Source organism: Cupriavidus sp. USMAA2-4 (assembly GCF_001854305.1).
GTDB classification, from domain to species: domain Bacteria; phylum Pseudomonadota; class Gammaproteobacteria; order Burkholderiales; family Burkholderiaceae; genus Cupriavidus; species Cupriavidus malaysiensis.
Window position 1 is genome coordinate 2,442,128 of record NZ_CP017748.1, and the last position, 24,171, is coordinate 2,466,298.

Genomic DNA, 24,171 nt, shown 5'->3' on the forward strand with positions numbered 1-24,171 from the left:
ATAGGGGGAGGCGGGGCGGAGGCCTCCTGCGTGGCGGGATTGACCCCAACTCTGGCGGGAATACCTCTTTCCTCCGGGCGGGCCCCAGTCGACGATACGGCGGTGGCTGCGCCTGCGCGCCGCCGCAAGACTAGAGCGACACAAGACAAGACCGACAACAGGAGACAACGCATGATGCAGGGATTCGCGCTGCGCGGCACGCTCGCCATGGCCGCGCTCGCGGCGCTGGCCGGCTGCGCCAGTTCCACCGATGGCCGCTGGGGGTCGCTCAGCGACACCGGCCTGTCCGCCGAGATCCGCCGCACCGGCTTCGGCATTCCGCACATCCGCGCCAACGACTACGCCAGCCTCGGCTATGGCATGGCCTATGCCTACGCGCAGGACAACCTGTGCCTGCTGGCCGACCAGGTGGTCACCGTCAACGGCGAGCGCTCGAAGACCTTCGGGCCAGAGGGCACCGTGACGGTCTCGTTCAAGCCGATCCCCAACCTGCAGTCGGACGCCTTCTTCAAGGGCATCTTCGACGAGGACGGCCTGCGCGCCGGTTATGCGCAGATGTCGCCCGAGGCGCGCGAGCTGCTGCGCGGCTACATCGCCGGCTTCAACCGCTATCTCAAGGACACGCCGCCCGCCAACTTCCCGGCCGCCTGCCGCAATGCCGCCTGGGTGCGTCCGCTCACGCTGGGCGACATGATGCGCATGGGCGAAGAGAAGGCGATCCAGGCCAGCGCCGGCGCCATGCTGGCGGGCATCGTCGCCGCGCAGCCGCCGGGCCGCACGCCGGTGGCCGAGCGCGAGATTCCGCCGCAGGCCGTCGACACCGTGGCGCTGGACCGCGAACTGCAGCTGCGCGACATGCCGATCGGCTCCAACGGCTGGGCCTTCGGCGCTGACGCCACCGCCAACCGGCGCGGCGTGCTGCTCGGCAATCCGCACTTCCCGTGGACGACCACCAACCGCTTCTACCAGGTCCACCTGACGGTGCCCGGCAAGCTCGACGTGATGGGCGCCTCGATCGCGGCCTTCCCGGTGGTGAGCATCGGCTTCAACAAGGACGTGGCGTGGACGCACACCGTCTCCACCGGCCGCCGCTTCACCTTGTTCGAACTGAAGCTGGCCGAAGGCGACCCGACCACCTACCTGGTCGACGGCACGCCGCACAAGATGACCACCCGCACGGTCGCCTTCGACGTGAAGCTGCCGGACGGCCGCCTCGAGCGCCGCACGCACACCTTCTACGACACCATCTACGGCCCGGTGCTGTCGATGCCGAGCGGCGGCATGCCGTGGACCACGCAGAAGGCCTACGCCCTGCGCGACGCCAACCGCAACAACACGCGCTCGGTCGACAGCTGGCTGCATATCGGGCAGGCCCGGGACGTGGCCGGCATCCGCCAGGCCATCGGCAACCTGGGCATTCCCTGGGTCAACACCATCGCCACCGACCGCAACGGCCGCGCGCTGTTCGCCGACGTGTCGACCACGCCGGACGTGCCGGCCGCGGAGCTCCAGCGCTGTGCCCCGTCGCCGCTGGCCGGCAAACTCTTCAAGGACGCGGGCCTGGTGCTGCTCGACGGCTCGCGCGGCACCTGCAACTGGCAGGTCGATCCGGCTTCGCCGGTACCCGGGCTGGTGGCGCCCGCGCGCATGCCGGTGCTCGAGCGCGACGACTACGTCGCCAACAGCAATGACAGCTCGTGGCTGACCAACCCCGCGCAGAAACTGACCGGCTTCTCGCCGGTGATGGGCTCGGTCGACGTACCGCAGCGGCTGCGCACGCGCATCGGCCTGATCGAGATCGGCCGCCGCCTGGCCGGCACCGACGGACTGCCCGGCAACCGCATCGACCTGCCGAACCTGCAGGCGATGATCTTCAGCAATGCCAACCTGGCGGGGCAACTGGTGCTGGGCGACCTGCTCGCGGCATGCAAGGCCACGCCGGCCCCGGATGCCGACGTGCGCGACGGCTGCGCCGCCCTCGGCCAGTGGAACCGCACCAGCAACGCCGACGCCCGCGCCGCGCACCTGTTCCGCGAGTTCTGGATGCGCGCCAAGGACATCGCGCAGGTGCACGCCGTCGAGTTCGACCCGGCCGACCCGGTCCACACGCCGCGCGGCCTGCGCATGAACGACGCGACGGTACGCACGGCGGTGTTCAAGGCGCTGAAGGAAGCCGTGGGCGCGGTGCGCAAGGCGGGCTTCGCGCTGGATGCGCCGCTGGGCACGGTACAGGCCGCGCACGCACCGGACGGCTCCATCGCCCTGCACGGCGGCGAGGAATACGAAGGCGTGCTCAACAAGCTGCAAACCCTGCCGATCGGGCCGAAGGGGCTGCCGGTGTATTTCGGCACCAGCTACATCCAGACCGTGACCTTCGACGACCAGGGCCCGGTCGCCGACGCCATCCTCACCTACGGCGAATCGACCGACCACGCCTCGCCGCACGCGTTCGACCAGATGCGTGCGTACTCGGGCAAGCACTGGAACCGGCTGCCGTTCTCCGAAGCGGCCATCGCGGCCGATCCGGCGCTGAAGGTGATGCGGTTGTCGCAGTGAGGGCTGCCGGTGCCTGGAAAAACGCCCCGCTTGTGCGGGGCGTTTTTTGTTGGCGGGGCGAATGGCTCGGTGGCGGGGAAGGCCTGGCCGGCGTAAGGCGCCACAGATCGGGCTCTCGCGGTACCTGGCAAAGCAAGTACTTGGATGATGCCGCGCCCCAGCCCGGCCACGGACCCGGACCCGGACCCGGACCCGGACCCGGACACCATTGCACCGCTCAGGCGGGTGCTGCTGCCGCATGCATCGCAATTTCACCGGCGATCGCCTGCCGTAGAGCCGACCATCCCGGCGAGTACGGTATGAACACGCTGTTGTTATTGTTGTTGTCGGAACCAACGGGCGGGAAATCTCTGCCGGCGGGGCACGCCGGCCATGGAAGAGAGTCGTACCCAGGTAGTGTCAAGGCGGCCCGGGCGTGCGCTCGACGCCTAGCCGAGCGCCGTCTCGTAGCGGCTGGCGGCGCGCGTTTCGCGATCGCTGGCTGCATCCTGGAGCCGGAAGTCGAACTGCACCCGGGCGAAAGGCGAACTGATGCCGAGCGACTCATAGCCGGTCGGGTCCTGTACCTGCTGCAGTTCCACCACAAGGCCATCGCGGGTGGCGAAGGCAAAGTCATCGTCCAGGTAGGTATCGCCGGGCAGATTGATCTGGGTGGTCAGGGTCCGCTTGTCCTGGCCCGAGATCAGGAAGTGGATGTGAGCCGGCCGGTTTCCATGGCGGCCCAGTTTCTCGAACAGTTCCGAAACCGGGCTGTTGGGCGGAATTGCGTAGCCGGGCGGCAGGAAACTCCGGAAGCGGTAGCGGCCCTGCTCGTCGGCTTCGATGCGGCGTCGCAGGTTGTAGGCCGGCTGGGACGGGTCGAAGTGCGAGTAGCGGCCGGAGGCGTTGCAGTGCCAGACATCGACCATGGCATGCGGCACAGGGCGGCCATCCGTGCCCAGCACCTGGCCTTCCATGACGAAGGGCGTGCCGCTGTCCTCGTTGCCGGCATCAAGACGTACCTCGCGTTGGTGCAGCGGCGCGCCGGCAATGTAGAGCGGGCCTTCGATCGCGCGGGGGGTGCCCAGGGAGCGGCTGGCGGCGCGGTCGATCTCGTCCTCGCGGATATCGAGCAGGCGGTCGAAGCCGAGACCTGCGGTAATGAGGCCGATCATGTCGGCCTGGCCAAGGCGCGTCAGCCACTTGACCGCGGCCCAGAACTCGTCGGGCGAGACGTTGCACTCGTCGATGGTGCGAAACAGGTCGCCGACGATACGCGCCGTGATGGCGCGCACGCGTTCGTTGCCGTCGGCGACGCGACGGCTGTTCACCAGATCGAGCAGTTGTTTGGCATTCAGTTCAGCCATGGCTGTTCCTCCTTCTTGTGTGAGTAATAAAGAGTCAGACGCAGCGGATGCGCGCCGCGCATTGCGGGAAAACAGAGTCATTCACGGTCAGAAGACATGCCGGATCCCGGCTCGTACCAGCACCTGGCTCTTGTTGTCGGAGCCGATCATCAACCCCGGGATCCAGGCAGCGGCACCTGTGCCGCTGCCACGCTGGTAGACGGCGCCGAGATAGGTGTCGGTGCGGCGCGAGAAGGCGTAGTCCAAGGTCAGGCCGACCTGATGCGCGTGGTTGCGATTCAGCGCGGCATTGGCCCACTGGTACTGATAGTCCGCAAGCACGGTGGTTGCGGGTGCGACCGGCATGGTTACGCCTGCCTGCAGTACCTGCACGCCGCCCCCGGTGAAGGTATTGCGCGTGTTCGTGTACAGCGCGTTGATGTTGCTCGTGCCCAGTGCGTAGCGCCCGCCGAGGCCCCAGGTGCGAATGCCGTCGTTGCCATTGTTGATGGCGGCGTAGCGGACCTCGGTGATCGCCGCGCTGAGCGCGAACGGTCCGCGCTCGTAGCCGACACCGGCGCTGTAGGCGCGGTCGCGGCTGAAGCTGCCGGGTTGCTCGCCCAGGCCATACAAGGCGCCGAACGTGAGTCCGCCATAGTTGGCACTGCTGAACTTGATGGAGTTGGGGATGCGCTCGGCTCCGCCGACGCGGTCGAAGTCCATCGCGCCGCCTGGCATGTTGGGAATGCCCAGCCCCCCGAACGGCCCATGCCTGAGGTTGTGCAGGCTGACAAACGGAAAGGAGGGGCCATAGCGCAGTACGGCCAGCATGTCGAAGCTGAAGTCGTAGTGCCTGCCGAGCGTCAGCGTGCCCCAGGGCGATGACAGGCCGACGAACGTCTGCCTGCCGAACAGGCCACCGATGCTGGCCCCGTTGTCGAGCGCATACTGGCCTTCGATCGTGAACACCGCCTTGAGGCCACCGCCAAGCGATTCGCTGCCGCGCAGCCCGAACAGGTTGGGGGAGAGCATGCCGGTGTCCAGCAGCCAGTTGGCGTGGCCGCCTTGGTTGTTGACGTAGGTAATGCCGGCATCCATCACACCATAGAGTGTGACCGAGGACTGGGCGTGCGCGGTTGCGGCGCACGTCACGGCCAGGCCAGGCAGGAGCCGGCCGAGCAGTTTTCTTGAAATCATCGTCATGGCTTTATGTTTCGACTGTGCGCAGATAGGGGCGGAGCGCACCAGCACGTTACCGATGGGTGGACCAGCGGCCGGGAGGATCGCCACTGGCAGGAGTGCCCGGGCTAGCCGAGGCTGACGGAAGACGCGGTATCCCGTTGACGCCGCACGGAAGCGATGCGCAGCACCGGGTAGAGAAGTAGTGAGACGCTGATGGAGACGAAGAACTCGACCGGCATCCATTCAACCAGCACATAGTGCGCAAGCACAAAGGCGACGGCGCAGGTGACGATGCCCGCCCAGTTGAAGCCGGACCGGCTGCCGGCCTGCGGGCCGGCGCAGGAAACGAAGCGGTGCACCAGGAAGTAGTCAGCGACGATGATGCCGGCGAAGCTCGTGGTCAGGATGCCAAGCACCGTGATGAAGGTGTTGAACCACGCAAGGATGGAGCCAGCAAGCATCACCAGGGCAATGGCATTGGCCAGTACCACGAACACGAGCCTGCCGGGACGCCACGAGAACGCAGCATCAAACAGGTTGGTGAGCGACAGCGACGCGCTGTAGACATTGAGCACCTGAGCCTTCGACTGCGCCAGTACCATCAGCACGGTGCCGGCAACGCCGCCGAAGACGATGAAGGCGGCCGCGACGCTGTCCGGGCTTTGCAGCGCGGCTGCCTGGGCCGCACTGCGTGACATGCCGGTGCCGACGTAGTACTCCGTCAATGCCGCCATGCCGGCGTACATGACGACACCGCCGACCACCAGCATGATCACATCCATGAAGAGATTGCCGAGCAGCGCCGCGATCGCGATATCGCGCGAGCGTCGGGCATAGCGCCCGAGATCGGCATCGATCAGGGCCAGCGCCCCGGCCGATCCCACCATGACATTGACGCAGAAAGCGAACTTGCCGAAATCCGTCGCGGCGCCGAGCGCCTTGAGGGCATTCGGCGGGAACTGTGCGCCGAATGCAAAGACGGCGCTCCAGCTCTGTCCGGAGACGGCGATCACTTCCAACACCATGTACGCCAGCACGGCCAGGAAGGCGACCAGCATCCACGAGGACACGCGTGAGACAAGGCCGAACCCGAAGGCGGTGATGACCACCCATGCCAACGTCAGCCCGCCGTAGATCATCACGCGGTTGGACAGTGTGTCCGGCCGGTTCAGGTAGAACAGAAAACCCTTGTAGAGCAAGGCGTTTTCCAGCGCAAGGAAGCCGATGATCATGAAGCCGAACACCGCGGCGGTCAGTACCGATCCCTTGCTGCCAAAACCATGGTGGCGAGACAGCACGGTGCTTGACAGGCCCGTGCGATACGCAACATGGCCGACGCCCCAGCCAAGCAGGGCGCCGATCACCGCCACGGTGATGCCAGCCAGCACTGCGATATGGAGCCCGGCCACGAACGTGGTCAGGGCGCCGATGAACAGCTGCACCAGTGTCGTGACGATCCCCACGGTGCTCCATGACAGCGATAGCCAGCCCTTGCGGCTGCCTTCCGGTACAGCCTCCAGCGCGTGGTCTTCCACGCTGGCGGCAAGATCCCTCTTTGCCTGCATTGTCTCCTCCATGGAATGGTTATGATTTTTTCCGGCCCAGACATATGCGAGGCCTGACGTGAGCGTACGCGGCGCTCGCGCAGTTTGGGATCGGTCCGTCCATGTACGGCGATAAGCGCTATCCCTTATCGCGCTATGGGATCGTCGCGAATGCAGCCTCCGTCCGGTGCGGGCAGCGCCACACCGGCTTGCGCGGACGACGGCTTCTGGCATACGCTTGACGCGCCAGCGGCACGCCGCGCCAGTTGTCCGTAGCTATTCCGGATTCACACATGACCGCCTCCACCAACTATCGGGACGTGTTCGACTACGCGAACGACGTCATGGTCATCCATGACAAGGACAGCGGTGAGATCCTTCATGCCAACCGCAAGGCCTGCGAGGTGTATGGCTGCAGCGTCGAGGAACTGCGCCGGATGGCGATCGGCGACTTGACGCGCAACCACTTTCCGTACGACAACGACGAGGGATTGCGGCTCGTCCGCGAGGCCGCGACCACCCCGGAGGACAAGCTGTTCGAATGGGTGATCCGGGACCGTGCCGGCGCGGAGACGGCGGTGGAGGTCAGCCTCAAGCCCATCACGCTGGATGGCGTGGTCCGGGTCCTCGCCATTGCGCGCGACATCACCGAACGCAAGCAGGCAGAGGCTGCGTTGCGGCAAAAAGAGCGCTACTATCGCCGCCTCATCGAACGCTCCGCCGACGGCATCGCGATCCTGTCGGTCGACGGCATCATACGGTTTGCGGGCCCGTCCATCCTGCCGCTCCTGGGCGTGCCGCCGCGCTTTGCCACGGGCCGTTCGGTCTATGACTTCGTCAGCGAGGCAGAGGGCGAGCGGTTCCGCGAAATCCTGGGCAGCCTGCCACCGGAGGCGGACACCACGCTGACCTATCGGATCCTGCACCGGAACGGCCTCTGGCGCGTCCACGAAGCCACATGCCGGAACCTCGTGCGCGATCCCGCCGTGGCGGGCATCCTGATCAATTTCCGCGATATCACCAGCCGCGTGCAGGACGAGGAACTGGCCCACGCACGCGAGCGCCAGTTCGGCCATATCGCCAGGTTGTCGACCACCGGGGAGATGGCTGCGGCCTTGGCGCATGAGTTGAACCAGCCGTTCTTTGCCATTCTCAATTTCGTGGCCGGCTGCCGGCGCCAGATCCAGTCGGGCAGCTATTCCGAAGCGGGCATCCTGCGGGCGCTCGAACTCGCGCAGAACGAGGCGGAACGCGCCGGCAAGATCGTCAATACCGTGCGGAACTTCACCTGCAAGAGCGACTATCAACGCCGCACAGCCGACCTGCGCCGGCTTGCGGCGGATATGGGCGAACTGATCGGTGTGCGCGCCAGGCATGCGGGCGTGACGCTCGAGTACGACATGGATGCGCAGCCATGCTGGGTGGAGTGCGACGACGTGCTGATCCAGCAGGTTGTGGTGAACCTTGCCGTCAATGGCATCGAGTCGATCGAACAGGCACAGGGCGACTGCCGGCGCCTGCGGATCTCCGTGGGACGGCAATCCTCGGGCCGCATCAAGATGACACTCGCAGACACGGGCCACGGCCTGCCGCGCATCAGCCCGGACAAGATGTTCGGCGCCTTCTTCACAACCAAGCGCGAGGGCTTGGGAATCGGCCTGTCGCTGTGCCGGTCGATCGTTGAATCACATGGCGGACACCTTTGGATGACCGAGGCAGCCGCGCGTGAGAACGGCGGGGTCCGCGAAACCCGCTGCCACGTATTGTTGCCCGGCTGCGCCGCGCAGGCCGCCTAGCGCAACAAGCGGGCCTCGCGGACGGCATCTCATGCCGCCGTGGGCACCCAGTCCTCTCCGTTCGGATGCACGAGCCGCAGGTCCAGCTGCACGTGCCGGAAGCGCCAGATACCGTCGGCCTCGGTCAGTTCGCTGTGGTACCAACCGCCGATCCAGTGGGCGCGGTGTGCGCCGTCTTCCTTGACCTGCGCCAGTTCCCACAGGTACCAATGGCAGCGGGCGGAGCGCAGATCCGGGTTGACTTCGACCACCGGCGAGACCATGTAGTGCAGGCTCCAGACGATCTGCTCCGTGCCGATCTGCGCCAGGTGCGCGGCGATGGCCTCGCGGCCCACGCATCGGCCGAAGCCTTCCGCTTCCCAGACCGCGTCCTCATGAAACAGTGGGCCCAGGATGCCGGGATCGTTGCGACGGTCGGCCCCGCGTGCGTACTCGCCAACGAGCCGGCGTATGGCCTCGATGGCTTCCAGCCTGCGCAGGCGCTGTGAAAGGGTCGCGGATGTCATGGCGGGCTATGTCATGGCGGGATGAAAGGCCGCCGGCCAAAGCCGGCGGCAGGTGGTGGCGAAGTGGATGCCTGGCGGCCGCCTACAGCACGGACTGTCCGTGCTCGGCCACGAAGCGCGACTCCTCGAAGGCGTAGGGCACGCCCGGACTGCCGCCGTACAACTCGATGTGAGGCGCCACCTCGGCCATCGACAGCGACAGCGCAAGCAGACGCGACACGTCGAGCGGCAGTTCACCCAGCGGATAACGATCCAGGTACTTCAGGATCGCCGGCATCCGCGGCAGCATGTTGTCGTAGAAGTACTGCAGTTCCCCACGGCTGGAGGCTTTGCGCCGCGCCTGGCGCGCATCCTGCGTCTGCAGGGCCCAATCGGCCACCAGGGGCTCCAGCATCTCGAAATCCTTCGGCAAACTCGTGTTCATGGCGTTCACGGCGTTCATGCTGTCTTCACTCCTGCTTGGCGGTCATGTATTGCTCCAGCACCTTGTACCCATGGCGCAGCAGGATCTCCTCGTCCTGCAGAACCATATGTGTCTTCGCGCCGGACTCCAGCGCTGCGTGCGTATCCTCCATCGTGGCGGTATCTTCCAGCCAGGCGTTGCGCTGCAGGACCTGCGCGAACTCCACCGCCCAGCGCTCGCTGTTGGTCTTGGGGGCCGGCACGTAGTACTTGCCTTCCCACAGCGTACGGTTGTGGGCAATCGGCCAGAACTGGTGCGTGAACCAGATGCCTTCGGAGATGTGGATCAGGATGTTGGGGAACACCACGCTGAGCTCGAAAGAGAAATCCTCGCGGCGGCTCGGGTTGACCGAGGCGGGCAGCATCGAAGCACCGCGCTTGGCAACCAGGGAGGCACCTGTGATCTCGTTGGCCATCGCGGCAATCGGTGTCGGCGTGGCGTCCAGCGTCAGGCAGATGCCGGTGGTACGGTGGTCGCCGAACAGCTCCACGTCCGCCAGGCCGGTCGAGAAGGCATTGGGGAAGGAGCCGGCGTGGATCGTCGAGACGTGGTACGCCTCGGAGAACGCATCGAGCGCGATCTTCCAGTTGCAGTCGAGCGTCGTGTGATAGCTGAAGCACCGGTTCATCGAAGCAAAGGGATAGCCTGCCAGGTGCTTGCCCATGCCGCCCAGGTAGTTCTGCAGCGAGTCGACCGGCTCCTTGGACAGATTGATGAAGATGAAGCCTTCCCAGACGTCGGTATGGACCGGGGTCAGGCCATTGGAGGCCTTCTCCCAGCACGGTGAGAAGCGTTCTTCCTCCGGCACGTGGGCGATCTGGCCTTGCGCGTCGTAGACCCAGCCGTGGAAGCGGCAGGTCACCACGGCTGCCTTGCTGCGGCCGAAGGTCTCCTCGCCGCTTTCCACGATCACCTTGTTGCCCCGGTGCGAGCAAGTGTTGTGGAAACCGCGGATCTTGCCATCCTTGCCGTGGATCAGGATCACCGAGGTCTTGGCGAAATGGATCTTCTTGACCTTGTAATCGCCAGCATTGGGAATCTCTTCCACGCGGCCCGCCTTGAGCCAGGTCTTCATGAAGACCTGCTCCTTTTCCTTTTCGAAGTATTCCGGCGAGATGCATGGCTCGACCGGAATGGGCTCCAGTCCCAGCTCGGGAAACTTGCTTGCCCAGCGCAATTGCTCATGGGGTACGTTCATTGTTGCTCCTCGTTTTTTCTCGTGCAATGATCAGGCGGCCCGCTCAGGCGTGCTGCGCGGGCGCATCCTCCAATCCATACTGGCGGCGTACCAGGTGACCGATGCCCAGGCGGTCCAGCACCGCCATCGGGCACAGGAAGGTCACGCGTACGACGCCCGGCAAGCGGCTGATTTCGATCGACCCGGCAATCGTGGCGCGGTTGAGGATCTCGTCGTAGGGCAGGCCCGTGACCTTCGCTGCGCGATCGAGCCCGTTCTTGGTTGCCGCATTCAGCGTCGTGCCGGAGCCGATGAAGGTGATCGGACCATTGCATTCGATCTCACCCTGGCCATAGCGCGCGGCGAGTGCTCGTACGTGGGCGCGCTGCGCCGCGCTCATCGGGCGGGCCATCGGCGGCAGGTCATCGGGACGCTGCAGCAGGATCGGGCCGTCCAGCGCGAGATCCTTGATCACCTCGACTTCCAGCTCGACCTCGCCGGCAACGTCGGTCGCATGCCCGGCGATTTCGCCGTTGCCCTGCTGGGCATGCATATCGCCCATGTAGACGCCGGCGCCGGGCACCTTGACCGGGCAGATCACGATCGCGCCCGCGCGTACCGAGTTGGTGTCCATATGGCCATCGGTCTTGTGCTGGTCGAGCTGCTCCTGAGTCAGCGAAAAGCGGTGCGGCGCGGCGACCAGGTAGGCGCCGAAATCGCCGGCGTTGTGCGAGTCCGGAATATCGGTAGACGGCAGCGTGCCGATATTGCCGAGGAATGGCTGCATGTGGGCGGCCACGCCGGCCATGTCGGCGCGTGCCAGCGACAGGATCGAATGCTGCTCGGAGCGCTCCGGCAGCAAGGCGTGCGCGCCCGGCATGGCGGCGATGCGCTGGGCGGCTGCGCGGTCCACGGTCAGCGACACACCATTGGTCCGGTCCAGCACGATCACATAGCCGTTGCTGAAGCGGAAGGCGTTGACCTCGGCACCGCAGGTATTGCAGCGGATCGCCGTGTCGCCGATGCCTTCGACGTGGCTGGCCGGGCTCGGCGTGCCGCAGGCCGAACACAGCTTGGCGACGAAGGGATCGCCGAGATAGCGTCCTTCCACGAACTCCATGACGCCGGAAGAGGTGGCTTCGGACGTCACGTCGCAGCGCAGGATCTTGAGCGCGACGGCATCACCGACTTCGGCGCCTTCGATCGCGACGGGCTGCGTGACCTCGTGCCCGCCCTCGAAGATGGGCGTGATCATCGGGCCCCAGCAGCCCGGCGGAGTGCCGGTGGAGATGCGGCCGCCGTCGCGGACCGGGCCCAGCATCTCGAGGCTGGGGCCGATCACGCCGCGCGTGTAGCGGCTGACATGGACGTGGTCCACAGGCGGGACGGTGATGGTCGCAGTGGGCGTATCCGGGGACATGTGGTCTTCCTCCTGTCTGGCTTGTCGAATGGTCAGCTTAGGCGTGGGGGGCGCTGCGGAGAATCCGGCCGGCTATCTACGGGGATAAGGTGAAACACGTATCCGCAGCACGCCTGGCCCGCGCGCGGGCTTCACGCTTCGAAGCGGCGCTTGAGCACGAGGATGGCGACGGCCTGCAGCAGGACGGCGGCGTTCGAGACCACCATCGGCATCGATCCGATGGCGACGCCATAGCCGAGCCAGAGCATGACGCCGGCAATGAACGCGATATACATCCCGTATGAGATGTCAGCGGCGGAACGCGAGCGCCAGATCTTGAGCAGTTGCGGGACAAAGGCGCCCGTCGTCAGGGCGGCGGCAAGCAGGCCGACGCCATCGAGCAGGCTCAGCGCAAGCATCAGAAGTAGCGATCGAAATGGATCTGGCCCTGCGGCACGCCGTGCTCCACCAGCAGCAGGTGCTCGACGGCCTCGATCATGGGCGGGGGACCGGCGAGGTAGAACTCGTGGTCTGCGAGGGCTGGCGCCAGCGTGTCGCGCACCAGTTCATGGACAAAGCCGGTGTGGCCATGCCATGGCGGATTCCCGGCGGCGGGGGCTGAGACAGTCGCGTAGTAGGCCATCCGTTCGCCGAACCCCGGCAGCTGCTGCAACAGGTCTGCGCCGCAGATGTCCCGCGGCGTGCGTGCACCATAGAAGAAATGGAGCCGGCGCGCGTGCATGGCCTGGCTGTCCGCAAGGCCGCGGGCAACCGACAGCATAGGCGCCAGGCCCGAGCCGCCGGCGATACAGACCACGTCGCGCGCTATGTCGGTGCGCAGGTATGCGATGCCGTATGGCCCATCGATCTCGATGCGGTCGCCGATGCGCATTTGGTCGAACAACACCCCGGTCGCGGCGCCAGCGGGCGTGCGGCGGATCTGGAATTGCCAGTGACCGTCCGCGTTCGCAATATTCGACATGGAGTACGCACGCGGCGCGTTGACGTCGGGCAGATGCAGCAGGGCGTACTGGCCCGGCAGGAACTGCGCACGCCCTTGCGCCCGGAAGTGGAACTCGCGGATGTCGTGTGTCAGGTCCTGTGTCCCGGTCAGTTCCGCCAGCCGCATGGCAGGCAGCACAGCCGGGCGGCAGGCCTCATCCAGGCGCAGCTTGATGGTGCAGTCGCCAAGCGGACGGGCCTGGCAGCCCAGCAGCCGGCCCTTGGCGCGGTCACGCGCCGAAAGGCCCGGCGCGTTCTCGCGCAGGTTGAGGACCTCACCCTGCAGCAGTTCGAACTTGCAGGTCCCGCAGGCGCCGACATTGCATTCATAGGGCAGGGCGAGACCTGCGCGCAGGCCGGCGCGCAGCACCGTATCGCCGGCGTGGCACGCAAAGCCGCCGGCGGCGCCTTCAAGTTGGATACGGAACATCAAGGCGACCTCATTCCGGTTGGCGGATGTGGACACCGCCTTGCTCGACCGTCACGTCGTAGGTCTTGAGCGCAATGCGGCACGGTGCCCCGGTCGGCTTGCCGGTGCGGATATCGAAGGTGCCCTGGTGGAACGGGCATTCGACCAGGTCGCCATCGATCTCGCCTTCGCACAGCGAGGCTTCACCATGGGTACAGCGGTCGTCGGTGACGAAGAAACTGCCGTCCAGGTTGAAGACGGCAAGTGCGGGAAAGCCGGGAATGTCGACCCGGCGAACGGTGTTGGCGGGGACTTCCTCGGCGCGGCAAAGAAAGTGCAGGGAGTGGACAGCGGTTTCCATGGGATCGATCTCGTACAAACTGCGTCGATGAGGCCGCCGGTGCCGTATTGGCCCGGTATCGGCCTGGCGTGATGGCTATGCAACCAGCGCGGCGATCGGTGACAGCCGCTGTTCCGGCCCCATTGCGCTATAGCCACCGTCGACCGGCAGGTCGGCACCCGTGATGAAGGACGCATGGTCGGAGCAGAGGAACACCACCGCGGCGGCGACTTCCTCCGGCTCCCCCACGCGCCCGAGCATGTGGAAGGGCGCTGCAATGGCGTTGGTGCGGGCCTTGTCGCCGCCCGACAGGGTGTCCAGCACGCCGGACCAGGTCCAACCGGGCGACACGCTGTTGACGCGAATACCATCGCCGGCGAGGTCCAGCGCCTGGCTGCGCGTGAGCTGCAGGATGGCCGCCTTGGACGCGGGGTAAAGCCAGCGGCCAGCCTGCGCCGCACGCGCGCTGGTGGAACCGAGGTTGACGACGGCGCCACCCTTTGCCGCAAGGTGCGGATGAGCTGCGCGCAGCAGCATGGCGGCGCCGATCAGGTTGACGTTCAGCGCCTGCGTCCACGCCAGCCGGTCCGAGCTGATCGCGTCGTCGACATAGCTGCACGCGACATTGACGAGGAAGTCGATACGGCCGAATGCGGCCACCGTCTCCTCAACGCAGTGCAGGATCTCCTGGTCCTGCAGCAGGTCGGTGCGCACGAAGCGGGCCTTGCCGCCGAGCTCGGCCTGCAAGGCTTCGCCACGCTGCGCGTCGATGTCCGCGATGACCACGCTGGCGCCATAACGCAGGAATTCGCGGGCAATCGCAGCGCCGATCAGGGTTGCGCTGCCGCTGACGATCGCGACCTTGTCCTGTATGCCTTTCATGATGATGTCTCCGGAAATCGTCAGCCCACGGTGCGCGCTTCGCCCGGGTGCCTCGGGTAAGCCTGCAGGCGGCCCTGGCAAAAGAGCAGCGGCGATGCTTGCTGCGACCGGTAGCGGACGATCTGTCCGATCAGGATCAAGTGGTCGCCCGCCGGATGCGACGTGGCGGTACGGCATTCGAATTGCGTCGCTGCGCCTTCGATGAGCGGTACGCCTTCGATGCCATCAAGCGTCGCCACGCCGTCGAACTTGTCCGCCGACGGTGTCGCGAACTGCCGGCAGATGGCGGCCTGGTCGCCGGCCAGCACGTTGATGGCGAAGTGCCCGCAACGTTGGAAGGCAGCCAGATTGGGCGAACTCAGCGCCAGGTTCCACAGCACCAGGGGCGGATCCATGGAGACCGAGGTGAACGAGTTGGCGGTCACGCCAAGGCGTTGCCCGTCGGGGCCGCGCGCGGTCACGACCGTCACGCCGGTCGGGAAGGTGCCAAGGGCCCGCCGCAGATCGGCGCGATCGAATGGCGAGAGCATGGGAAGGTCAGGCTGCATCGTGGACCCTCCGCGCCACGAACTGCCGGGCCGCGTCGCGGTCGTCGATCCACGGCCAGAAATCCCGCGGCGTTTCGAAGCACGCCATGAAGGCATCGGCGACCTCGCGGTGGCGAGCCGCGGCGCCGAGCACTTCCATCGCCGCCTCGCCTGGCGGCTCGAGCAGCAAGTTCGAGAAGGCCGACGTGTAACTGGCGGAGTTCTCCCAGAAGGCGTCGAAGGTCGATTGGATCCACGCCGCATCCAGGCCCTCGCCTTGCGCCTCGGAGATGGCATGGAGCAGGTGCTCCGCCATGCGCGAGGCGTTGTTGGCGCCCTGGCCGGCAATCGGATCGTTCAGGCAGACCGTGTCGCCGACTCCCATTACCACGCGCCCGGAGGGCAGGGTACCGACCGGCTTGCGGATGGTGGGGGTGAACGCGCCCTTGAGCCACGCGTTCGGGTCCGTCAGCTTGGCGTCTTCGAGGTGCGCGGCGTCATCGGGTGCGTACTCGCGCAGCACCTGCCTGGCGACGGCAAGCATCTCCTGCCCATCCGCTGCATCGCCGAAGCGGTCCATCGGGCCGCCGGGGCGGGCTTCGAAGAGGAAACTGCGGCATTCCCCTGCCGTATGCGTATAGAACGGCAGCGAGAAGAACTCGCCCACGCCCATGATGAAGTTGAAGCGTAGCGGGCGGAAGTCGGCCTTGGGCCAGGGGCGCTCGCCAAGCAGCTTGGGGCCGCGCAGCAGCAGCGCGGCCAGCTGGCGCGGCGGCGTGTGGTGGCGGCTGCGTTCGGCATCGCGCTCGAACAGGGCGTTGACGGCGCCCTTGCCGGCGGCAATGAACGTCAGAGTGTGTTCGGCAGCAACCTGTTCGAGCTCATCGAGTGAGACGGTCCGGATCACGAGCTTGCCGCCGCGCCGCTCGAACTCCTGCATCCACCGCGCGAACTTGGTGCGCTGGTCCAGCGCCTGCCCGGACTTCTCGTGCAGGCGGCCCGCGACGGACAGCATGCTCTTGCCGCCAGGGTCGCGAAAATCGACCAGCATGCCTTCGCCAAGCGGAGCCTCATGCTCCCAGAAGTTGAGGCCCAGGCGGCGCTCCATCTCCAGGGTGCGGTTGAACAGGAAGGCGGTGCTCTGAATGCGGCTGGCGAGCAGCTGCTCGGGATTACGATCGTTGTAAAGGGTGACGTCGTGGCCGCGGTCCAGCAGGCCGAATGCGAGATGCAGCCCGCACTGGCCGCCACCGATGATTGCGAACTTCTTCATGCCTTGTCTCTCCTCGTTCCGATCGTGTTATCTCGGAATCAAGGTTAAGTGACGGCATGGTGCGGGTAAATTCGTTCACCCACCTAGGGGAATAAGGGGGAGCACTTACTCCCGCACGGGTGGGCCGGAATCGTTCGCGGACCTGTCTTCCACCGCAAGGCGGACCAGCTCCGCGAGTGAAGTGACACCGAGCTTTTCGCGGATATGCGCGCGATGCACCTCGACGGTCTTGTAGCTGATGTCGAGTTCCGTGGCGATCACTTTCGATGCCTTCCCCTCGACCATCTTCTCGAAGACCTCGCGTTCGCGCGCCGACAACTGGCCCAGCCTGCTGCGGAGGCTGCCACGTGTCGTGGCCGCGGCGTGCTGGCGCAGCGATAGTTGCAAGGCGACCTGGACCCGGTCGATCAGAGCCTGGTCGTTGAAGGGCTTTTCGAGGAAATCGTGAGCACCGCCCTTCATGGCGCGCACGGTCATGGGGATGTCGCCATGCGCGGTGAGGAAGATGACCGGCAGCAGGAAGCCTCTGGGCGCGAGGCCTTCCTGCAGATCGAAGCCACCCATGTACGGCATGCGGACGTCAAGCAGGATGCATCCCGGCACAGAGGGATCTGCGGCATCAAGAAATTCGCGGCCATTGGCGTAGGCGTGTACGCACAGGCCCACGGACTCCAGCAGCCACTTCAGCGAAGTCCTGACGCCGCCATCGTCATCGACGACGTAGACAACCGGCTCGGGAGCTTCTGTGGCGTGGCGGGCGTCGGCGGGGGCGGCTTTCATGGCGTGTGTCTCTCTATTTTTTGTTGGGCCCGAAGACAGGTGCGTCACGATGCAAGTTGCCCGGCACTCTTGTCAATAGGCATTGCCCTGGTGACCTGCCCCCTGCAAACAGGGCGAGCCGGAGTCTAGTAAGGTTCCTTTTCGGAGAAGAAGACGAACATCGAGAAGCGCTTCACGGAAGCGCAGATCATTGGGTTTCCGAAGGAAGCCGAGGCTGGTATGCCGGTCAAGGGACTGTGCAGGAAGCACGGGTTCCGTGACGCGTCGTTCTGCACTTGGCGCGCAAGGTTCGGCGGCATGGACGTGTCGGAGGCGCGCCGGTTGAAGGACCTTGAGGCTGAACGATCTTCCGCCAGCGGAGTTGGCAGCGAAACACGGGCAACAGCGGATGCTCCTGCCGCTTTCCAGGAGCTGGTTTAAAGGGACGTTGCTGGAAGCCTGCTGGCCCTGCTGAAGGGGTCGGTTCACCAAAGACCGGCCTGGAAAGTCGCCCATAGTGCCGCCGCGCCCGAAAAAAAGCCCAGCCAATTCTGGCTGGGCTCATCTCGCTTGCAGGTCAACTACGGATCCTGCCGCTTCCGAAACCGTCGACCTGTTGTCCTCTGCAGGCCAATAGCACTGACCAAGGTCCGGCTGTAGCAGCGTTGTGGCGCCAGTTGCGATGGCTTTGGCACCCTAAGGCCGGGTCGACATCAAACGTCAATATTCCGCGCCACCAGCGCATTGCTCTCGATGAAGTTGCGGCGCGGTTCCACCTCGTCGCCCATCAGCGTGGTGAAGATCTGGTCGGCCGCGATGGCGTCTTCGATCTGCACCTTGAGCAGGCGGCGCTGGGTCACGTCCAGCGTGGTTTCGTAGAGCTGCTCGGGGTTCATCTCGCCCAGGCCCTTGTAGCGCTGGCGCGAGACGCCGCGTTCGGCTTCGGACAGCAGCCAGGTCATGGCGGCGTGGAAGTCGCCCACGGTCTGGTCGCGCTGCTTGTCGCCCTCGCCGCGGCGCACCTTGGTGCCGTCGGGGATCAGGCCCTGGAAGGTCTGGGCGGCCTTGGCCAGCGCGGCGTAGTCGGCGCCGTGGACGAAGTCGGCGTCCAGGTGCGACAGGCGCACGTTGCCGTGCTGGCGGCGCGCGATCATCAGGCGGTGCTTGTCGGTCTTCTCGTCGAACTGGGCGTAGACGTCGGCGGTGCCATCGTTGTTGACGGCGGCGCCGCTGAGCGTCTTGGCGTGCATCTCGGCGAGCTTGGCCTTGAGCGCCACGGCGGAGGCCTCGGCGGCGGCGGCGCTGTCGAGGTCGAGCGTGATGCCGTCGGCGATGGCGCGCAGCGCGTCGCTGTCGACGATGCGCGACAGGCGGCCGATCACGCCTTCGGCGAGCTGGTACTGGCGGGCCAGTTCACCCAGCGCCTCGCCGCTGATCTCGCTGCCGTCGGGGCGCGCCAGGGCGGCCTTCTCCAGCGCCAGGCGCAGCATGTAGGCGTTGAGCTCGGTGTCGTCCTTGATGTAGCGCTCTTCCTTGCCGTGCTTGACCTTGTACAGCGGCGGCTGCGCGATGTAGACGTAGCCGCGCTCGATGATGTCGGGCATCTGGCGGTAGAAGAAGGTCAGCAGCAGCGTGCGGATGTGCGAGCCGTCGACGTCCGCATCGGTCATGATGATGATGCGGTGGTAGCGCAGCTTGTCGAGGTTGTAGTCGTCCTTGCCGATGCCGGTGCCGAGCGCGGTGATCAGCGTCAGCACCTCCTGGCTCGACAGCATCTTGTCGAAGCGGGCGCGCTCGACGTTGAGGATCTTGCCCTTGAGCGGCAGGATAGCCTGGAACTTCCGGTCGCGGCCCTGCTTGGCGGAGCCGCCTGCGGAGTCACCCTCGACCAGGAACAGTTCGGACATGGCCGGGTCCTTCTCCTGGCAGTCGGCCAGCTTGCCGGGCAGGCCGATGCCGTCCAGCACGCCCTTGCGGCGCGTCATCTCGCGCGCCTTGCGCGCGGCTTCGCGCGCGCGCGCCGAGTCGACGATCTTGCTGCAGATGATCTTGGCGTCGGCCGGCGTTTCCAGCAGGAAGTCGGTCAGCGCCTTGGAGACCAGCTCTTCCACCGGCAGGCGCACTTCGGACGAGACCAGCTTGTCCTTGGTCTGCGAGCTGAACTTGGGCTCGGGCACCTTGACCGACAGCACGCAGGCCAGGCCTTCGCGCATGTCGTCGCCGGTGGTCTCGACCTTGGCCTTCTTGGCGATCTCGTTCTCTTCGATGTACTTGTTGATGACGCGCGTCATCGCCGCGCGCAGGCCGGTCAGGTGGGTGCCGCCATCGCGCTGCGGAATGTTGTTGGTGAAGCAGAGCACCTGCTCGTTGTAGCCGTCGTTCCACTGCATGGCCACTTCCACCGCGATGCCGTCCTTCTCGGCATTGGCGTAGAAGATGGTCGGGTGCAGCGTGGTCTTGGCGCGGTTGATGTACTCGACGAAGCCCTTGACCCCGCCCGAGAAGGCGAAGTCCTCTTCCTTGCCGGTGCGCTGGTCGGTCAGCCGGATGTGCACACCGTTGTTGAGGAAGGAGAGCTCGCGGATGCGCTTGGACAGCACCTCGTAGTGGAACTCGACGTTGGTGAAGATGGCCTCGTCGGCGAGGAAGTGCACTTCGGTGCCGCGCTTGTCGGTGGCGCCGGTCACCTTCATCGGCGAGACTTCGACCGGCTGGCCGTCGGTGCCGGTGGCGCTCTCGACCAGGCGGTTCTGCACCGCGCCCTGGGCGAACTCGAGCAGGTGGACCTTGCCGTCGCGGCGCACGGTCAGGCGCAGCCACTTGGACAGCGCGTTGACGCAGGACACGCCCACGCCGTGCAGGCCGCCGGAGACCTTGTAGCTGTTCTGGTTGAACTTGCCGCCGGCGTGCAGCTCGGTCATGGCGATCTCGGCCGCGCTGCGCTTGGGCTCGTGCTTGTCGTCGAACTTGACGTCGGGCGGGATGCCGCGGCCGTTGTCGACGATCGAGATCGAGTTGTCGGTGTGGATGGTGACCTGGATCTCGGTGCAGTAGCCGGCCAGCGCCTCGTCGATGGAGTTGTCCAGCACCTCGAACACGAGGTGGTGCAGGCCGGTGCCGTCGGAGGTGTCGCCGATGTACATGCCGGGACGCTTGCGCACCGCCTCCAGGCCTTCCAGGATCTGGATCGAGGAGGCTCCGTAGCTGTTTTCCTGTTGCGGTTTCTGCTGTTCGGTCATGTTTTCCTACTCACGGCAATGGCGGGAACCGGGCCGGCGCCGGCGTCGTGGGCCGGGGCGGGCGTCGGTCGGTCCGCGTGCGGGTTACTTAAAAACGGCAAAAGGGGCGGATCCCGCGGATCCGGCCCCTGCTGCGGCGGCATGTCCGGCCCTGCGGGCCGGCTGCCGTGGCGTGCCGTTGGATGCTCCGGTGTGGCGAATCTCGTCGTTCCTTGTGTCGTCCAGGCTCGACTGCTGCCGTCGCATCAGATGCGCATCGGCATGACGACGTACTTGAAGTTGTCGTCATCCGGCACGGTGATCAGCGCGCTCGAATTCGAGTCGCCGAGGGAGACCTGCACCTGCTCGCTCTTGAGGTTGCCGAGCACGTCGAGCAGGTAGGTCACGTTGAAGCCGATATCCAGGGCGTCGCCCGAATAGTCGAGTTCGAGTTCTTCCTGGGCTTCTTCCTGGTCCGCGTTGGTGGAGCTGATCTTCAGCGTGTGGGTGCTGAGGATGCAGCGCACACCCTTGAACTTGTCGGTGGTCAGGATGGCGGTGCGCTGCAGCGCCTGCTGCAGCTGCACGCGGTCGATCGCGAAGGCGTTCTTGTAGCCCTTCGGGATCACGCGCTGGAAATCGGGGAACTTGCCTTCCACCAGCTTGGAGATCAGCTCCACGTTGGCGAAGGTGAACTTGATCTGGTTGGCGGCGAGCTGGACCTGCACGGGATCGTCGGTGTCCTCGAGCAGGCGCTGCAGTTCCAGGATGGTCTTGCGCGGGATGATGACTTCCTGGCGCGCGCCGGCGCCCGCCGCTTCCTGATCCAGCTCCACGCCGCAGTAGGCCAGGCGGTGGCCGTCGGTGGCCACGGCCATGACCTTCTTGCCGTCCACCACCAGCAGCATGCCGTTCAGGTAGTAGCGGATGTCCTGCTGGGCCATGGCGAAGTGGACCATGGCGAGCAGGTGCTTGAAGGTCTTCTGCGGCAGCGTGACGGTGGCGTTGAACTCGCTCGCCTCGGCCACGGTGGGAAATTCCTCGGCGGCCAGCGTCTGCAGCGCGAAGCGGCTCTTGCCGGACTGCACGGTCATGCGCTTGTCGTTGAGCGACAGGGCGACGTCGCCGTCGGGCATGGCGCGCAGGATGTCGAGCAGCTTGCGCGCGGCCACGGTGGTGGCCACGCTGTCACTGCCCACGCCGCACTCGGCATGGGTGGTGATCTGGATCTCGATATCGGTCGAGAGGAAGGAAACGTTGGCCCCCGACTTGCGGATCAGCAGGTTGGCCAGGATCGGGAGGGTGTGGCGGCGCTCCACGATGCCGCTCACGATTTGCAGCGGTCGCAGCAGGTTGTCTCGCGAGGTTTTGACCAATTGCATTGAGTTTATCCTTCGTCGTTTGTCGTCGGCGACCGCAGGGCCATTGGCTCCGTGATTCACATCGATCCAAATTTACTTTGGAATCAAGGAGTTAATGTGCCATTGTACCAAAGGATAAGCCGCTGCGGTGAAGCGGGGCGACGCTCGCCGGGCCGTGCGCCGGGCACATGCCGCAGGCGATATGTGCTCCGTGCATCACGATTTTCCACGAACAAAATGCCCCATGAGGCATTTATTGGTGGATTTCCCGGCAGTTCGTCCCGACTCACCGCAAAGCCTTAGCTCTGGCGACCATGGCACCCGTGCCGGCGGTGCTTCTGGTTGATTCCGCGTACTGCTATCCCATTCGGGGCAGCCGGCCCGCAAGGCCGGCGCGCACCCTACAGTATGCCAGCCCCGCATGGCGGTTCAGGCAAATTCGCACCCTCGCTCCCGGGGGGAGCCGGGGGTGCAGATTCTTTGCATCCCATGCACATTCCATGCACATGGTCCGTGCCCGGTGCTCAGCCCTTCAGCGTCTGCTCCAGCACGTGCAGCTCGTGGTTGAGCTGCGCGTCCTTGCTGCGCTCGTCGGCGATCTTGCGCACCGCGTGCAGCACGGTGGTGTGATCGCGCCCGCCGAACAGCTCGCCGATCTCGGGCAGGCTCTTCTGCGTCAGTTCCTTGGCCAGGTACATGGCGATCTGGCGCGGCCGCGCGATATTGGCGGGCCGCTTCTTGCTGTACATGTCCGCGACCTTGATGTTGTAGAAGTCCGCGCAGGTCTTCTGGATGTTCTCCACCGAGATCTGGCGGTTCTGCACCGTCAGCAGGTCCTTGAGCGCCTCGCGCGTGACCTCGATGGTGATGTCCTTGCCATGGAAGTTGGAGAAGGCCAGGATCTTGCGCAGCGCGCCTTCCAGCTCGCGCACGTTGGAGCGCAGGTGCTTGGCGACGAAGAAGGCGACCTCCTCCGGCACGCTGACGTTCTCGGCGGCGGCCTTCTTCATCAGGATCGCCACGCGCATCTCCAGCTCGGGCGGCTCGATGGCCACGGTCAGCCCGGAGTCGAAGCGCGAGATCAGGCGATCGTCGATGCCGGTGATCTCCTTGGGATAGGTATCGCTGGTGATGATCACCTGCGCCCGGTTGGCGATCAGGGCCTCGAAGGCGTAGAAGAACTCTTCCTGCGTGCGGTTCTTGCCCGAGAAGAACTGGATATCGTCGATCAGCAGCAGGTCGAGCGAGTGGTAGTAGCGCTTGAACTCGTCGAAGGCCTTGCGCTGGTAGGCCTTGACCACGTCGGAGACGTACTGCTCGGCATGGATGTAGCGGATGCGCGCGCGCGGGTTCTCCATCAGCATGAAGTTGCCGATGGCGTGGATCAGGTGGGTCTTGCCCAGGCCCACGCCGCCATAGAGATACAGCGGGTTGTAGGACTTGCCCGGGTTGTTGGCCACCTGGATGGCAGCGGCGCGCGCGAGCTGGTTGGCCTTACCGGTGACGAAGTTGTCGAAGGTCAGGATGGGATTCAGGCGCGAGCGCTCGTGCACGGTGTCCGACGGCTGCTGGGCGCCGCCCATGCCGGCGCCACCGGGCCCCATGCCGCCCATGCCCGCGCCGCCCGGCTGGGCCGGCACGCGGTAGGAACGCGCGGCGGCCTCCGCCGGGTCCATCTGGGCCACGTCGATATCGGCCATGGCCGCACCGCCCATGCCGCCCATGCCGCCCATCGGGTTCATGGCGCCATGGCCGACCGCCCCGCCCATGCCGGCGGGGTAGGCGCCGCCGCCGAAGCCGGCTGCGCCGGCCGGATGGCCACCCTGGCCGCCCTGGCCGAACGGCTGCGCGCCCTGGGCGAAGCCGGGGCCGCCTGCCGGGTACTGGCCGCCCGGCATGCCCGCCTGCATCTGGCCGGGCTGGACCGGCGCCGCGCCCGGATAGCCACCGCCCGGCACGCCCGCCGGCGGTACCAGGTGCGTGCCGGCCAGGCCGTTCGCCTGCGCGTACGCCGCCGCCCGCCCCGAGGCCGTGGGGTCGAGCACGAAGTGCACGCTCACATCCGCCTCCCAGTACTCGCAGGCGAGTGCCGTGATGCGGCTGGCGAACTGGCTCTTGACCCAATCCAGCTTGAAGCGGTTGGGCGCGGCGATGCGCAGCGTGTGCGCCTCCTCGTCGAAGGCGACCGGCGCCAGCGGCTTGATCCAGGTCTTGAATTGTTGCGGCGTCAGTTCGCGCTCGAGTTGCGCGGCTGCCGCCTGCCAGAAATCTTGCATTGTTTTGTTTTGCGATCCCGACGACCGATGCGGCTCACGCCTGCGCTTCCCGTCCGGGACCTTGCATGGTGACCTTCGCCGCCGGCAGATGGGAAATAGGAAATGGCGGGGCGACCGGACCGTAAACCACACGTATACAACTTCGTATACGGGTATACGGGCGATCGCCTCGCCAC

At 65.9% G+C, this 24,171-nt stretch carries 19 protein-coding genes and 1 pseudogene; 3 read left to right on the forward strand and 17 right to left on the reverse strand.

Going from position 1 to position 24,171, the window contains the following annotated elements; all coding sequences use genetic code 11:
- Window positions 1-171: 171 nt before the first annotated feature.
- Window positions 172-2,556, forward strand: a complete 2,385-nt coding sequence (locus tag BKK79_RS10755) for an acylase (protein WP_071037689.1) — start codon at window positions 172-174, stop codon at window positions 2,554-2,556.
- A gap of 428 nt (window positions 2,557-2,984) precedes the next feature.
- Here the strand turns inward: BKK79_RS10755 and BKK79_RS10760 are convergent, their stop codons facing one another.
- From BKK79_RS10760 to BKK79_RS10770, 3 genes are all read right to left on the reverse strand, one after another.
- Window positions 2,985-3,902 (reverse strand): dioxygenase family protein, encoded by a 918-nt coding sequence (locus tag BKK79_RS10760; RefSeq protein ID WP_071010555.1) that lies wholly within the window; start codon window positions 3,900-3,902, stop codon window positions 2,985-2,987.
- A gap of 87 nt (window positions 3,903-3,989) precedes the next feature.
- Window positions 3,990-5,084: a porin gene (locus BKK79_RS10765; RefSeq protein WP_232346204.1), complete on the reverse strand. Its 1,095-nt coding sequence runs from the start codon at window positions 5,082-5,084 to the stop codon at window positions 3,990-3,992.
- A gap of 104 nt (window positions 5,085-5,188) precedes the next feature.
- Complete coding sequence (locus BKK79_RS10770; RefSeq protein WP_071037690.1) at window positions 5,189-6,640, reverse strand: purine-cytosine permease family protein; 1,452 nt, start codon at window positions 6,638-6,640, stop codon at window positions 5,189-5,191.
- Window positions 6,641-6,900: 260 nt separating this feature from the next.
- On the opposite strand from BKK79_RS10770, the gene BKK79_RS10775 reads away from it, so the two are divergent.
- Complete coding sequence (locus BKK79_RS10775) at window positions 6,901-8,403, forward strand: PAS domain S-box protein (protein ID WP_071037691.1); 1,503 nt, start codon at window positions 6,901-6,903, stop codon at window positions 8,401-8,403.
- Between the two features lie 29 nt (window positions 8,404-8,432).
- Here the strand turns inward: BKK79_RS10775 and BKK79_RS10780 are convergent, their stop codons facing one another.
- The 11 genes from BKK79_RS10780 to BKK79_RS10830 all read right to left on the reverse strand — a co-directional run bounded on the left by BKK79_RS10780 (window position 8,433) and on the right by BKK79_RS10830 (window position 17,161).
- Window positions 8,433-8,909 carry a nuclear transport factor 2 family protein gene (locus BKK79_RS10780; protein ID WP_071037692.1) on the reverse strand — a complete coding sequence of 159 codons (477 nt, stop codon included), beginning with the start codon at window positions 8,907-8,909 and terminating at the stop codon, window positions 8,433-8,435.
- An 82-nt stretch (window positions 8,910-8,991) separates the two neighbouring features.
- The gene (locus BKK79_RS10785) at window positions 8,992-9,351 is read right to left on the reverse strand and encodes a hypothetical protein (RefSeq protein WP_198173273.1); all 360 of its coding nucleotides are present in this window, start codon (window positions 9,349-9,351) and stop codon (window positions 8,992-8,994) included.
- A 7-nt stretch (window positions 9,352-9,358) separates the two neighbouring features.
- On the reverse strand, window positions 9,359-10,570 hold the full coding sequence (locus BKK79_RS10790; protein WP_071037693.1) for an aromatic ring-hydroxylating oxygenase subunit alpha: 1,212 nt from the start codon (window positions 10,568-10,570) through the stop codon (window positions 9,359-9,361).
- 43 nt (window positions 10,571-10,613) lie between these two features.
- Window positions 10,614-11,969, reverse strand: coding sequence for an acetamidase/formamidase family protein (locus tag BKK79_RS10795; RefSeq protein WP_071010550.1), 1,356 nt, complete (start codon window positions 11,967-11,969; stop codon window positions 10,614-10,616).
- A gap of 131 nt (window positions 11,970-12,100) precedes the next feature.
- The gene (locus BKK79_RS10800) at window positions 12,101-12,367 is read right to left on the reverse strand and encodes a SemiSWEET transporter (protein ID WP_071010549.1); all 267 of its coding nucleotides are present in this window, start codon (window positions 12,365-12,367) and stop codon (window positions 12,101-12,103) included.
- Window positions 12,367-13,380, reverse strand: a complete 1,014-nt coding sequence (locus tag BKK79_RS10805; RefSeq protein WP_071037694.1) for a 2Fe-2S iron-sulfur cluster-binding protein — start codon at window positions 13,378-13,380, stop codon at window positions 12,367-12,369. The genes BKK79_RS10800 and BKK79_RS10805 overlap by 1 nt, the downstream gene beginning before the upstream one ends.
- 10 nt (window positions 13,381-13,390) lie before the next feature.
- The gene (locus BKK79_RS10810; protein ID WP_071038512.1) at window positions 13,391-13,720 is read right to left on the reverse strand and encodes a non-heme iron oxygenase ferredoxin subunit; all 330 of its coding nucleotides are present in this window, start codon (window positions 13,718-13,720) and stop codon (window positions 13,391-13,393) included.
- Window positions 13,721-13,795: 75 nt separating this feature from the next.
- A complete protein-coding gene (locus tag BKK79_RS10815; RefSeq protein WP_084084677.1) occupies window positions 13,796-14,581 on the reverse strand; it encodes an SDR family oxidoreductase in 786 nt (261 codons plus the stop codon).
- A gap of 20 nt (window positions 14,582-14,601) precedes the next feature.
- Window positions 14,602-15,129 (reverse strand): flavin reductase family protein, encoded by a 528-nt coding sequence (locus BKK79_RS10820; protein ID WP_071010546.1) that lies wholly within the window; start codon window positions 15,127-15,129, stop codon window positions 14,602-14,604.
- Window positions 15,119-16,381 carry a styrene monooxygenase/indole monooxygenase family protein gene (locus BKK79_RS10825; RefSeq protein ID WP_071037695.1) on the reverse strand — a complete coding sequence of 421 codons (1,263 nt, stop codon included), beginning with the start codon at window positions 16,379-16,381 and terminating at the stop codon, window positions 15,119-15,121. Before BKK79_RS10825 ends, BKK79_RS10820 begins: the two co-directional genes overlap by 11 nt.
- A gap of 105 nt (window positions 16,382-16,486) precedes the next feature.
- On the reverse strand, window positions 16,487-17,161 hold the full coding sequence (locus tag BKK79_RS10830) for a response regulator transcription factor (protein ID WP_071010544.1): 675 nt from the start codon (window positions 17,159-17,161) through the stop codon (window positions 16,487-16,489).
- 159 nt (window positions 17,162-17,320) lie between these two features.
- On the opposite strand from BKK79_RS10830, the pseudogene BKK79_RS38945 reads away from it, so the two are divergent.
- Window positions 17,321-17,509, forward strand: a pseudogene (locus tag BKK79_RS38945) (transposase); the annotation flags it as partial.
- 344 nt (window positions 17,510-17,853) lie between these two features.
- Here the strand turns inward: BKK79_RS38945 and gyrB are convergent.
- The 3 genes from gyrB to dnaA all read right to left on the reverse strand — a co-directional run bounded on the left by gyrB (window position 17,854) and on the right by dnaA (window position 23,995).
- Complete coding sequence (gyrB, locus tag BKK79_RS10835) at window positions 17,854-20,379, reverse strand: DNA topoisomerase (ATP-hydrolyzing) subunit B (RefSeq protein ID WP_071010543.1); 2,526 nt, start codon at window positions 20,377-20,379, stop codon at window positions 17,854-17,856.
- A 245-nt stretch (window positions 20,380-20,624) separates the two neighbouring features.
- Complete coding sequence (gene dnaN, locus BKK79_RS10840; protein ID WP_071010542.1) at window positions 20,625-21,740, reverse strand: DNA polymerase III subunit beta; 1,116 nt, start codon at window positions 21,738-21,740, stop codon at window positions 20,625-20,627.
- A gap of 503 nt (window positions 21,741-22,243) precedes the next feature.
- The gene (dnaA, locus tag BKK79_RS10845; RefSeq protein WP_071010541.1) at window positions 22,244-23,995 is read right to left on the reverse strand and encodes a chromosomal replication initiator protein DnaA; all 1,752 of its coding nucleotides are present in this window, start codon (window positions 23,993-23,995) and stop codon (window positions 22,244-22,246) included.
- Between the last annotated feature and the right edge of the window lie 176 nt (window positions 23,996-24,171).